Here is a 13,733-nt window from a genome sequence, read left to right as displayed (position 1 = left end):
ATGAATATCTTTGATCGTTATGCTCCCTTCATTCAGAATTATATTTATCGCCATAATTGGCACTCTTTACGTTCTGTCCAGAATGGAGCAGGAGATGCTATCTTTCATACAGATAAGAATGTCCTGATTTGCGCTTCGACAGCATCGGGTAAAACAGAAGCAGCTTTCTTTCCTATTCTCACTCTTCTTGAAGAAGATCCTCCCTCTTCCGTAGGTGTTCTCTATATTGCTCCCCTCAAAGCATTAATCAATGATCAGTATGAACGATTAGAGGAAATATGTGAAGAGAGCGATATTACAGTTACCAGATGGCATGGCGATGCCCCCGCCACGGCAAAAAGAAAACTGCTGAAGAAACCTCAAGGTATCTTACAGATTACCCCTGAATCACTAGAAGCTTTGATGCTAAGAAAACATATGGAAATACCTTCACTTTTCCATGATTTGCGTTTTATTGTCATTGATGAATTACATGCGTTTTTAAGACAGGATCGAGGAGGTCAGACATTCTGCTTAATCGAACGTCTTTGTCAGGAAGCAGGTTGTGATCCCCGTCGTATTGGCTTATCGGCCACGATTGGTGATATGAAAATGGCAGCTGATTTTTTAAATGTAGGGAGTCATCGAGGCAGTATTATTCCAAAATTTGATAGTGGCAAGGAAGTATGGCGTCTATCGATGGAGCACTTCTTTAATCAGGCTCCCCAGGCAGGAGAGGAAGAAATGGTGGAGGAAGTTCATGCTCTTGATGCACCAACTGACAAAGCCCCCTTTGCATCTGATCCAGGAATGGGCTATATCTTTGAACATACCAGAGGGAAAAAGTGTTTAATTTTTACGAATAGTCGTGAGGAATGTGAAAGTGTCTGCCAACATTTAAGACAATATTGTGAAGCTAATCATGAACCTGACCGTTTTCTCATTCATCATGGCAATCTCTCTTCAAGCTATCGGGAAAGTGCTGAAGAAGACATGAAGGATGAACATTCTTCTATGTCCATCTGTGCAACCGCAACACTTGAATTAGGTATTGATATTGGTAAGCTTGAACGTGCTTTTCAGATAGATGCCCCCTTTACAGTCTCGAGCTTCCTGCAAAGAATGGGCAGAACAGGCAGAAGAGGGGCACCAAGTGAAATGTGGTTTGTGATGCGTGAAGATCATCCTGAAGCAAGAGCTCTTTTACCCGAAAGCATCCCTTGGTACCTTATTCAGGGCATTGCCCTCATCCAGCTCTATATTGAAGAGCGCTTTGTTGAACCGCCAATCAAAAACAAAATCCCTTATTCCTTGCTTTATCATCAAACAATGAGCATTCTCGCTTCTCTTGGAGAGATGAGTGCAGCAGAACTTGCTTCAAGAGTGCTGACACTATCCATCTTCCATAATGTTTCCCAGGATGACTATCGGATTCTTTTAAGACATTTGCTTTCTATCGATCATATTAATCAAACAGAGAATGGTGGACTGATAGTCGGCATTGCTGGTGAACGAGTTGTCAACAATCATAAATTCTTTGCCGTCTTTGCGGAAAATCTTGAATATACAGTTCATGCTGGAAGCGAAGTCTTAGGGACGATTGTCAAGCCACCACCAATTGGTGATAAGATTGCGATTGCGGGAAGAGTATGGGTTGTAGAAGAAGTGGATCATCATCGCCGTGAGGTTTATTGCAATCTTGTCAAGGGCAATATTCCGGCTTATTTTGGTGATGTTCCTGGTGATATTCATACGCGTATTTTAGAGAAAATGTATGATGTTTTAAGTAGTGACAAAAGTTATCCCTATCTTATGAATCAAGCCATCTATCGTTTAAAAGAAGCACGGCATACTTTTAAGAATGCCGACATCATCCATCATCCTCTTGTTAATATAGGTGGTAAGATGTGGGTGCTTTTCCCTTGGCTTGGCAGCTATGGTTTTCTTGCGATGGAGCGTTTCTTGAAAATAAAGTGCCGCAACAGATTGCGTCTGAAGGGCCTCAATAGCCTGCGCCCTTACTACATCATGTTTACGATGGATGCAGATGAAGAAACATTCTTTAACATTCTTGAAGAAGAAGCCCAGAAGGACTTTGATCCTCTTGATTTACTGTATGAAAAAGAAATGCCCGTCTTTGAAAAATATGATCAGTATCTTCCTGATGAACTTGTCCGCAAATCTTTTGCCTACGGTGTTCTTGATATTGAAGGAATGAAAAAACGCATTCATCATTGGGCCCATCATCAATTCCTATAAGAATAACAGGTCTCCATGCTTTTTTATTTTCATTCTCTTGACATTTTGGTATGATGCATTTGATTGCTTTGTCGAAATAAGGAGGAATGAATTTATATATGTGGCTATTTTTTGCCTTAACCACAACATTTATGTGGGGCTTAGCCGAACTGTTCTACAAGAAAGGGGCACGACCTGATGAAAAGTATGCCCACTTAAAGATATCAGTAACAGTTGGCGTTGTGATGGGGGCCCACGCTATTTTTACATTACTGACAAAGAATATTCATTATGATCCGATGAATCTTATATACTATTTTCCTGTATCATTTTGTTATATTCTTTCCATGACATTATCATATTTTGGTATGCGCTTTATCGAAGAATCTATATCTGACCCGATTGAAAACACTTCGGGTGGGATTGTCTTTCTTCTTTGTATTCTTCTTCTCGCTGAGAAAGTATCTTGGATTTCTGTCCTGGCTGTCATTGCCGAAATGATTGGGGTGATTGGTGTTGGCTTCTTGGATAACCATGGCGCAACTGACCGTAAGAAGAAAATAGGCAAGAAGATGGCTATTATTGCCTTTGCGATGCCATTCTGTTATGCCATCTTGGATGCGACGGGGACATTTATGGATGATATTGTCTTAGAGATGTCGACAACAACCTTAACGCATGTCAATGAAAATACGATTGAGCTTGTTGCCAATACATCTTATGAATTGACTTTCTTAATTGTCGCTGTGATTTTGATGATCTTTATGTGGTGTAAGGGCGTGAAGTATAACTTACCTAAGCAGGGTGATAAGATCCTTGCTGCTGTATGCGAAACAGCCGGACAGTTTACTTATGTCTTTGCGATGAGTGGCAATGGTGCTATTGCTGCACCCATTATGGATTCGGTTGTTGTTGTGTCTTTACTGCTTTCTAGAGTTGTTTTAAAAGAGCGCTTGACAAAACGACAATATTTCTTTATTTTCATGATTGTTGCAGGGATTATAACCCTTGCAATTACTGAAGCGTGATATTTCTAATTGAGACTTATCAAGAAAAAGTGTACAATACAAATGAATTAAAATAATTTAGATTTAGGAGTGAAAAATATGGCTATTTTAGCAGGTGATTTTAGAACAGGTCTTACATTGACAATTGATGGAGATCCTTGGCAGGTTCTTGAATTTATGCACGTTAAACCAGGTAAGGGTGCAGCAATTCTTAAAACAAAAATGAAAAACTTAAAGACTGGAGCAACACAGGAAAGAAACTTCAATGCTTCAACTAAGTTTGAACCAGCAAATATTGTAAAGAAACAAGCAACATTCTCATATGAAGCAGATAAGATTTATTATTTCATGGATACTGAAACATATGATATGTATGAATTAAATGAAGATTTAATTGGTTTCCAGAAGTATTTCATCGTTGATGGCATGGAAGTAAACCTTTTATTCTTTGAAAATGATTTATTAAATGTACAGATTCCTGAAAAGGTTGAGCTTGTGATTGCCGAAACAGCACCAGCAATCAAAGGTGCACCATCTAACCAGACAAAGGACGCTGTCACAAATACAGGACTTAAGATCTTAGTTCCTCAGTTTATTGCTGAAGGAGAACATGTTGTTGTTTATACAGCAGATGGTAAATATGCAGGAAGAGCTTAATAAGCTCTTTTTTCTCTTATGGCAAAAGTTGTATTAGTGACTGGTGGTGCGACCGGGATTGGTGAAGCCATTGTCAGAGAGCTAGCTCAAGTGGGCTATGATATCGCTATTGCCTATCATACTTCCCACCAACAAGCCCAAAGCCTTCTTGAAGACATCACTTCAGCCTATCCCATTCATGCCCATATTTATCAGGTTGATGTTTCTAGTGAAGATCAAGTCAAAGATATGATGACAGCGATTGAGGAAGACATGGGTGGTGTTGATATTCTTATTAATAATGCTGCTATTGATTTACCCAATCTCTTTGAATTAAAGACAGCCGAAGAATTTAGAAAGGTGCTTGATGTCAATGTGGTCGGGGCCTATAATTGTGCCTCAGCACTCTATCGTCATTTTGTCGATAACAAGTGGGGACGCATCATCAATATTGCTTCTACAAATGGCATGAATACCTATTATCCGATGTGCTTTGATTATGATGCCAGTAAAGCAGCACTGATCTCATTGACCCATAATCTTGCTTTACAGTATGCACCCTATGTCAATGTCAATGCCATTGCCCCAGGATTTATCGGGACAAAGCATGAACTTGAAGGCTATGATGAAGATTTCTTGAAAGAAGAATGCGACAAGATTCTTGTCAAGCGTTATGGTGAGCCTGAGGAAGTTGCCCATTTAGTGAAGTTCTTAATCAGTGATGAAGCCAATTATATCAACAATACTGTCATTCGTATTGATGGCGGACAGATGGGTTCTTATTAGCTAGGTGATCCTAGCTTTTTTGATCATATCATGATAAAAGATGTTAGATGAAAACAAGCCTAGAAGATACTCTTCTAAGCTTGTTTTACTTTTGATAGGGCTAATAGGATGGAAAGACGGCCATATTCAAAGGAAAGACCACCTTGCATATAGAGCGTATAGGGGGCAATGGCAGGTGCATCAGCTGAAAGTTCAATTGTTGAACCTTGAGTAAAGCTGCCTGCGGCCATGATTTCATCAAATGGATATCCAGGCATTGGTGCAGCCATGACTCTGACAAAGGAATCAATGGGTGAAGCAGACTGAATGCCCTGGGCAAAATGTGTAAGGTTTTCAAGTGTACCTAGTTCGACCGTCTGGATGATATCTGTACGTTCTTCATTATAGCGTGGGCTGACATTTTTGAAGCCTAGCTTTTCTAGCATATAGCTAGCGAAAACCTGTGTCTTTAAAGCATTCTTAACGGCATTTGGGGCCATGAAAATCCCTTTAAAGAATTCGTTGTTTTTATTGAAGTTGGCACCTTGGGATTTACCAATACCAGGGGCAGTTAAGCGTTCAGCCACCATCTTGATGAGATCTTCATCACCAGCGACATAGCCACCAGTCTGGGCAATACCTCCACCCAAATTCTTCATCAAGCTACCAACACATATATTGGCCCCCACATCACATGGTTCCTTCTCTTCGACAAGTTCACCATAACAGTTATCAACCATAATAATTACATCTTTATTCACTTCACGAATTTTACTAATAATAGATGCAATACGACTTATTGTTAATGACTTACGATGGGAATAGCCTTTGGAACGTTGAATTTCGACAAGCTTCACATCGTTTCTTTTCAAACGTTCAACAATTTTTGTTTCATCAAATTCATTATTGATTAAGTCAATCTGTTCATATTTAACCCCATGGGCTTTAAGGGATTGTGATGATGAACCAAATAAACCAATCATTTCCTGCAGGGAATCATAAGGATCACCGGTTAAAGAAATCATTGTATCACCATATTTTAATAAAGCAGAAAGGGTTAAATAAATAGCATTTGTCCCACTCATGATTTGTGGTCTGACTAATGCATCCTGTGCACCGAGTACTCTCGCAAAGATATTTTCAATTTTATCACGGCCAGGATCAAAGTCCCCATAACCATTCACATCCGCAAAATCAGAATAGGAAACACCATTTTTAATAAAAGCCGAAAGGACTTTGTTTGAAGCTTTAAGACTTAAGGCTTCGATTTTCTTATATTCTTCTTGTAATGCTTCATCTGCCTCTTTCGCAAGACTAAGCAATTCTTGATCAATATCATCTAAAATCATTCATTATACCTACAACTTTCTTAACATTGGACATTATACACACAAACAGAAATAATGGATACTAAATTATCGATAATTGTCTTAATAATCAAGTTTATTGAAGGCAACATTATAGAAAGCAGGATAGTTTTTAGCGAGATATTCACTATTACCAATCCAATTAATCAGCATTAAGCGTAAGACCTTGGCAAAGTCCGCATTAAGATGAGCAATATCAGTTGGAGAGAGCGCCTCCCATTCTCCTCGCAAACGGAATTCATCAATTAAATGAAAAACACCCCAAAGCATTTCCGTAAAATATTCGTGGTCAAGTATTAAGGGGTTGGAACTGATGACAAGAAGGTTTGTCTGGTTAGAAAGGATGAGATTACGTGCTTTTTCATAGCCTTCTTTATTGAGCTTAACTTTGATTTTATGATGTTCAAGTTTTTGGATGATTTCATCTTCTGTCATGTTGTCAATATGGCCGCCATTTCTTGCCACAAGATGCAAAAAATCATCCTCTTGGGTCATAGAAAGTGTATAATGGGCAAGGATAGCACCTATTTCTGTAAAGAATGTACTTGTCAACATACGTGTCTTTTCCTTGCGTTCATTCTTTTCACGCCAATTGAGCACTTCACCAACCATGAGTGTCGCAAAGGCAATCGTAATAGGCATAAAGGCTAAATCTTGCAGAATATAGAAGAAGGTCGTCCGTGGATCATTAAAGATGAGAATCTGGATGAGATAAATAATAATTGAGAGAATAAGCAGAATGATGGTTGTTCTGCGCATAGCTTTTAGATTCATAAATACCTCACTTTCTCAAGTATTGTAATAGAAAGTGATAGAATCGACAATAAAAAAGCATGCAGTGAGGAGTTATTATGAATGAGAATAAAAGAAGAGATGAAGTTGTCAAAGCAGGAACACATGCAGCGATTGTCAATGTGCTGTTAGCTTTACTAGAAGCATTAGAAGGGTTGTTTGTAGGCTCTTTTGCGGTTATGTTGGATGGATTGTCACATATCACTGAAGCAGCTGGTTCGGTAATTACTGTTTTAGGAACAAAGTATGCTGGTAAACAGGCTGACCATAAACATCCCTTTGGCTATGGACGCATAGAATATATGAGTGGATTAATTGTTGCTGGCTTAGTCACCTATGCAGGCATTACAGCATTTATTGAATCATTTGATAAAATCCTGCATCCTTCTGAACCAGAAATGCATTTCTATACGCTACTTGTCGTTGTCATTTCTTTAATAGCACGTATATTTGTGGGTCGACATGATATTCATACGGGTCATCTCTATCAGTCCAGTGCCTTAGTCCATGCGGGTAGGGAAGAACTGACCCATTCACTCATTTCTCTTGGGACACTTATTTCTGGTGTTGTTTATATGCTTTTTCATATTCAGCTTGCGGGTATTGTTGGCTTGTTGATATCAATCATTATTATATATAGTGGTGTGATGATGTTAAGGGATTCGGTTTCACGTCTTCTAGGCGAACATCTTGATAAAACATTGATTAGTGAAATTAAAGATATTATCAATAGTCATGAGGCTGTTAAAGGAACATATGATGTGGTGATTAATAACTATGGACCAGTAGCCCATACGGGATCTGTTCATATTGCGGTACTCGATACGATGAAGGCTGAAGACATCGATGTATTAACCCGCTGGATTGTCAGCGAAGTGAAACAAAAGACTCATGTTTTTCTTACTGGTGTCTCCATCTATTCTATTAATACAAGCGATAAAGAGGTTATTCGTTTAAGAAATGATGTTCAAGCGATTATTGACAATGAGCCCCATGTTCATGAAATGCATGGATTCTATTATGATAAAGAAAAGCATGCTGTTCGCTTTGATGCCGTCGTTGACTTTGATCACAACAACCCCCAAGAAACAAAAAAGACCATCAAGAATAAAATTCTTGCTTTACATCCTCAATTACTTGTCTATATCACAATCGATCCTAATTTAGCTTAATCATCTTTTCTTCCTTCTTCTTGTGATGCATAATAGTAGTAGGAGGATTTGTTATGAAATATTATCAATTATCTAATACGCAATATCATGTTTCTGCCATCGGTATGGGTTGTATGCGCATTGCGAATAAGAGTGTACAAGAAGTCGAAGAACTGATTGATACAGCTCTTGATTGTGGCATTAATTTCTTTGATCATGCGGATATCTATGGTGGTGGAAAGAGTGAAGAAATCTTTGGCGAAGTGCTTGCTAAACGCCCTGAACTAAGAGAAAAAATGATTATTCAGAGTAAGTGTGGCATTGTGCCTGGAAAACGTTATGATTTCTCAAAGGATTATATTATCAATGCAGTTAATGGAACGCTAGAAAGACTGCATACGGATCATCTTGATCTTCTTTTATTACATCGTCCTGATGCCCTTTGTGATTATGAGGAAGTAGCTGATGCATTCAACACCTTAAATAAACAGGGCAAAGTATGTCAGTTTGGTGTTTCCAATCACACGCCTGGCCAGATGAGACTTTTACAGATGTATGCCAACCAGTCCATTGTCGCTAATCAACTCCAATTCTCTATTGTTCATTCAGGGATGGTCGATAGTGGCTTACATATGAATATGACTGAAGACCTCGCAATCGATAAAGATGGTGGCGTACTTGATTTTTGCCGTTTTAATGAAATTATGATTCAAGCCTGGAGCCCTTTACAGGCAAGCTGGAGTGAAGGTACGTTTATTGATCATCCTGACTACCCACGATTAAATGAAGAACTCGCAAAACTGAGTGACAAATATCATGTGACAAAAGCTGCTATAGCCGTAGCTTGGATCTTAAGACATCCGGCTTCTATGCAAGTAATCTCTGGTACAACGTCACCCATTCATTTAAGAGAAATGTGTGAAGCAACCAACATTCAGCTGACAAGACAGGAATGGTATGATCTCTATCTTGCAAGTGGCAAGACATTGCCATGATTGTGTTGTAGTGAAAAGTGTATCTTGTAAATGATGAAAGTGACGATCTCAAAATCAAAGTATATGAGGTCGTCACTTTTTCTTTTGAGGCAGTAGATATTTTAGTCTTTCATAGTTTCCTTCTTTTTAATCAATCACATCCTGATTGATGAGGAGAACACAATGAGTGCTCAGAAATGTCTATTAAGATGAATCTTTTTCTTTTATGCTTTTTCTTTCATTGTGATAGGAAAGGTGTTAAAGTAGGGGGAAATACGAGGAGAAAGAAATATGGCCTATTTTGGAAAGTTTTATCTTGATAAAGAAAAGGATATCATTGTTACACTTGATATGCAGGGGGATGATTTATCCTATGTCATTACTTCGCCACATCATCAAACAGGTAATTTAATAACGAATCTCGCAAAGGTCTGTGAGCTAGAAATTCGTTATGATGACTATGGATATAAAATTATTAAAGGTGATGTGCCTTGTTTTTATGATGGTGATAATGAAATGGTCTATATTTTACGTTTCCATAATACAAAGGTGGCAAATATTTATCCTGATGGACGCATAGAGCGTAAGGCCTATGTGCCAGCCATTGCGAAAACTCTGATGAGTCAGACTAAGGACTATAAGCTTGATATTGAGAAGACACTTGTAAAGACTTATATTCGTAAAGAAGTGAAGTTCCATAGTGATCTTCATACCCATCGTTCTGCGAATCTTTCGCCCGATATTCTTATTGCCTTAGCTATTCATCATCAGTTACGTTATCCTTATTATTATATTAAGAAACTACAACTCAATATCACCCCTACACAAAGAGCACTATTAGAAAATCGAAGACAGACTATTGCTCGATCATTTGCTTATAGTCAATTAAAGGGAAAATACTTAGATCGTAAGATTGATGATCATACCTATCTCAATTTCGCAAGTCTCATTCTGGAAAATCTTGAACATGCTTCAGAGAATATAGCCAAGATCAGAACTTCACTCGCTGTTATGAAAGATGGTCAGGCTGTTTTCACAAATCTTGAGAAAGTCTATATTTATCGTTATGTCTTTACCAAAGGGACAAGTGTACTTGATCCTATTGCCTTAGAACATATTGAAGATATTGACGATGAAGATATTGTTAATGCATTAAAACAAATGGACTTAGATCGTCGAAATCCTGTCTATCGTTATAATACTCTTTATCAAGATCAATTACTTTTTGTTGCAAGAAGTTATCAGAAGGTTGGAGTGACTTATGCAGAAATATCGGATACAGCGCTTGTCAAGGCAAGTGAAGCAGCCCATACCCTTGCACAAATCCATGAAGTCATGCCGGCAATCACAAAGGAAACAGGCGTAACATTACGTTTTCTATGTGCTTTTAGACGTATTCCTTTGACGATTGTCAAAGATCGGGTAAGTCAGAATGTCTTTAATGAAAATCTGCAAGTATTAAAAGCTGTAGCTAATGATCCCTATGTTGCTGGAAGTGATTTCGTGGGTGAAGAAATGAATGATATTCGTGAGCTCTCTTCAGTTATACAGGCGATTGTCGCTATAGCGAAAGATATTCCTAGCTTTGTCATCAGATTCCATGCCGGAGAGAATGACTCCCTGCCAGATAATGTCCTCAATAGCGTGCTTGAAGTAGAAAAGGCGCTCGCACCCGGTCAGTTCTTTCCCCATGTACGCTTAGGTCATGGTCTCTATACGCCTGCTCTCGATAGTAAAAAAGGCAAGCTACTTTTAGAAAAGCTTAAAGATTATCGAATAGCTCTTGAATTCCAAATTACATCCAATGTAAGACTTAACAACCTGACAGAATTAACGCATCATCCCTTAAAAGACTATTTAAGAAATGATATTCGCTGCGTTCAGGGAACAGATGGTGGTGCGCTTTATGGGACGAATTCCATTGATGAGCAGTTGTCTCTTGAACGGATGCTTGACTTAAGCTTTGATGAAATGAAGAAAATGCATGATGTTGAGCAGACGATTTGTCATACAGCTATGCAAGAATTTCATGAGAAGATGAAAGACTTTAAGGAAGCACTTGGCACACAAAGCGTGGTCAACTATTACAATGAACGTCTTGAAAAAGAGAAACATCATATGATTACATTGATGCCTACAAGCCGTAATATTGAAGCTTCTCTCTTTCTTGTCACAAAGATTCATCCATTGCCACTTCATAAGATTCCTATTGTGATTGTTGGTGGATCATTTAATAATGTCAATCATCAAACAGAACTAAAAGAAGATGAATGTCATCTTCTTGATGAACTCATTGAAAGTGTGAATAAAGAAGAGGTCTTCTTTGTGATTGGTTCAAGCATGTCCGGTTATGAGAAATATCTTTTGGATCATGCCAAAGGATTTGAAGTCTATAGCTTTGTCCCTAAGATGCTGACAAGTAAGGAAGCAGAACGTATCAAAAAGGAAGATGTTGGTGTACGCATATCCATTGAATCATCCCCACTAGGTGTTTATAAGAGCTTTGCTTTTGAAATCTTTAAGCGCCGACCATCCTTGCTTCTTGCTTTAGATGGGCATAGTGCAGCTAGTAATATGATTCAGGATGCAAAAAATAGTCAGTATAAATGTTGGATTGTTGTTGATGAAAGTGTGCCATCATTGGTTGAAAAAGCAAGTTCTCTTGAAGGCTATGTCACTTTCTGGAAGCCAGGAGATGGCGTTTCTGGTATTTGTGAAATGCTGAAGAGAACAATTATTGATTAATCATGTTTCTAGAGCGAAGTGGTAAAAAGTGCTATACTCATAGAAAAGAGGAGTGATAAAAAATGGCAGAGACATTAAAAGAACGTAAAGATATGGATCCTGAATATATGTGGGATTTATCAACACTATATAAAGATGATGAGACTTGGGCTAAAGAAAAAGATCAGCTTGAAGATATGATCAACCAGCTTAGTCTTTATCAAGGAACACTTCATAATGCAAAGAATCTTCGTGCATTCTTTGATTTTGATACAAAGCTTTCTCGTAAGCTCTCTGATTATTATTGTTATGCATCATTAAGAAATTGTGAAGATACACGTAATAATGATGGTCAGGCAATGGAAGCTAAAGCTATTGAAATCTATACAAAATATGCTACTGCAATAAGCTTTGCTGAACCAGAAATCCTTTCCCTTGATGAAAAGACAATGGAAGATATTATGCAGGATGAATTGCTGAAGCCTTATAAGTTTATAATGCAGAAATTACTTGATGCAAAGCCACATGTCCTTTCATCAAAAGAAGAAGCCCTGTTAGCTGCCTATACAGAAGTTTTGTCCGCTCCTGGCAAGATCAGTGAAAACCTACAGGATGCTGACATGACTTTTGATGATGTTGAAGACAGTCATGGAGAGAAGCATCAGCTAACAGAAAGTAATTATATACTCTTAGAGACAAATACTGATCGTATGCTTAGAAAGAATGCTTTTGAGAGCTTCTATAAGAGTTATAAAGGACATATCAATACTTTTGCCGCTACTTATAATGCCAATGTTAAAGAAGCAGTAGCCAGTGCGAAAGTGAGACATTATTCATCTTCACGAGCAATGAGCATGGCTCATGAACATGTGCCTGAAAGTGTCTATGATGGCTTAGTAGATACAGTTCATGAATATATGAATCAGATGTATCGCTATGTTGCTTTAAGAAAAAAGATGCTTCATCTTGATGAATTACATTACTATGATCTCTATACACCATTAATGCCAGGTTCGACAAAGCATTATACTTATGAAGAAGCACAGGAGATGGTTTTAGAAGCTGTTAAGCCGCTTGGTGAAGATTATGTCAATCGTGTTAAGCAGGCTTATCATGATGGCTGGATTGATGTCTATCCAAATGCTGGTAAGCGTGGTGGGGCTTTCTCAAGTGGAACCTACGATTCCAACCCATTCATTCTGACAAACTTTACAGGTACTTTGGATTCAGTAAGTACGCTTGCACATGAAATGGGGCATTCCCAGCATACATGGCTAAGCAATCATACCCAGGAACCACAAAATGCCGATTATACATTATTCGTTGCTGAAGTGGCTTCAACAGTTAATGAAAATCTCTTAATTGAACAATTGCTTGCCAAGACAACCGACCCAAAAGAACGTCTTGCTCTCTTGAATCAGTATCTTGAAGGCTTTAAGGGCACTGTTTACCGTCAGACGATGTTTGCGGAATTTGAACGTGATGCGCATAGAATGGCTGAAGCAGGAGAGGCATTGATAGCTTCAAGTCTTAACAATCTCTATAAGAAACTTATTCAAGAATACTTTGGTGAAGACTTAGTTATTGATGATGAAGTGAAGTATGAATGGGCAAGAATTCCACATTTCTATCGTCCTTTCTATGTCTATAAATATGCTACAAGCTATTCAGCAGCTGTTGCTTTAAGTGAAGCTATCTTGAATGATGGTGATGAGGCTGTAAAGAAATATCTTGAATTCTTATCAATGGGTGGTTCAGCTTATCCACTTGATGAATTAAAACATGCTGGTGTTGATTTCACAACATCTGCACCAGTGGCAAGAGCACTCAAGAAATTTGCGAGTATCTTGGATGATGTTGAAGAAACATTAAAGAAATTAGAAAATTCATAAGATTGACACTCCCCATGCCTAAAGGCAGGGGATTCTTGCTACCTGCCACTACATAGTGGCTGACCATTACATTTCTGTTAAGTCGTAGTGCAAGGTATGGGTGTGCCATCACCCATCATAGGGCAGAACATATAGTTCCCTACGCAGTATGTCTGATATTACTATCGCCAACATACTCAGTTGAGTTGCAGATGTTCATGGCTCCAAG

10 protein-coding genes are annotated in these 13,733 nt (G+C 38.4%); 8 read left to right on the top strand and 2 right to left on the bottom strand.

Going from position 1 to position 13,733, the window contains the following annotated elements; translation table 11 throughout:
- The 4 genes from FYJ79_RS03635 to FYJ79_RS03620 all read left to right on the top strand — a co-directional run bounded on the left by FYJ79_RS03635 (position 1) and on the right by FYJ79_RS03620 (position 4,646).
- Positions 1-2,238, top strand: a complete 2,238-nt coding sequence (locus FYJ79_RS03635; RefSeq protein WP_154514605.1) for a DEAD/DEAH box helicase — start codon at positions 1-3, stop codon at positions 2,236-2,238.
- An 86-nt stretch (positions 2,239-2,324) separates the two neighbouring features.
- Positions 2,325-3,245, top strand: a complete 921-nt coding sequence (locus FYJ79_RS03630; RefSeq protein ID WP_154514604.1) for an EamA family transporter — start codon at positions 2,325-2,327, stop codon at positions 3,243-3,245.
- A 78-nt stretch (positions 3,246-3,323) separates the two neighbouring features.
- On the top strand, positions 3,324-3,881 hold the full coding sequence (gene efp, locus FYJ79_RS03625; protein ID WP_033161591.1) for an elongation factor P: 558 nt from the start codon (positions 3,324-3,326) through the stop codon (positions 3,879-3,881).
- Positions 3,882-3,899: 18 nt separating this feature from the next.
- Positions 3,900-4,646: an SDR family NAD(P)-dependent oxidoreductase gene (locus FYJ79_RS03620; RefSeq protein ID WP_154514603.1), complete on the top strand. Its 747-nt coding sequence runs from the start codon at positions 3,900-3,902 to the stop codon at positions 4,644-4,646.
- A 74-nt stretch (positions 4,647-4,720) separates the two neighbouring features.
- On the opposite strand, the gene FYJ79_RS03615 is transcribed toward FYJ79_RS03620, so the two are convergent.
- Positions 4,721-5,974 carry a methionine gamma-lyase family protein gene (locus FYJ79_RS03615; RefSeq protein ID WP_154514602.1) on the bottom strand — a complete coding sequence of 418 codons (1,254 nt, stop codon included), beginning with the start codon at positions 5,972-5,974 and terminating at the stop codon, positions 4,721-4,723.
- Positions 5,975-6,055: 81 nt separating this feature from the next.
- Entirely contained in the window at positions 6,056-6,766 is a 711-nt protein-coding gene (locus FYJ79_RS03610; protein ID WP_154514601.1) for a hypothetical protein, read from the bottom strand.
- Positions 6,767-6,843: 77 nt separating this feature from the next.
- On the opposite strand from FYJ79_RS03610, the gene FYJ79_RS03605 reads away from it, so the two are divergent.
- The 4 genes from FYJ79_RS03605 to pepF all read left to right on the top strand — a co-directional run bounded on the left by FYJ79_RS03605 (position 6,844) and on the right by pepF (position 13,525).
- A complete protein-coding gene (locus FYJ79_RS03605) occupies positions 6,844-7,956 on the top strand; it encodes a cation diffusion facilitator family transporter (RefSeq protein ID WP_154514600.1) in 1,113 nt (370 codons plus the stop codon).
- A 53-nt stretch (positions 7,957-8,009) separates the two neighbouring features.
- Positions 8,010-8,930 (top strand): aldo/keto reductase, encoded by a 921-nt coding sequence (locus FYJ79_RS03600; RefSeq protein WP_154514599.1) that lies wholly within the window; start codon positions 8,010-8,012, stop codon positions 8,928-8,930.
- A 270-nt stretch (positions 8,931-9,200) separates the two neighbouring features.
- Complete coding sequence (locus FYJ79_RS03595) at positions 9,201-11,654, top strand: amidohydrolase family protein (protein ID WP_154514598.1); 2,454 nt, start codon at positions 9,201-9,203, stop codon at positions 11,652-11,654.
- Positions 11,655-11,716: 62 nt separating this feature from the next.
- Positions 11,717-13,525 (top strand): oligoendopeptidase F, encoded by a 1,809-nt coding sequence (gene pepF, locus FYJ79_RS03590; RefSeq protein ID WP_154514597.1) that lies wholly within the window; start codon positions 11,717-11,719, stop codon positions 13,523-13,525.
- Positions 13,526-13,733 lie beyond the last annotated feature (208 nt).

The sequence above is a fragment of the Sharpea porci genome, from assembly GCF_009695655.1.
In the GTDB taxonomy this organism is placed as follows: domain Bacteria; phylum Bacillota_I; class Bacilli_A; order Erysipelotrichales; family Coprobacillaceae; genus Sharpea; species Sharpea porci.
This window is presented reverse-complemented; position numbering and strand designations above follow the sequence as displayed.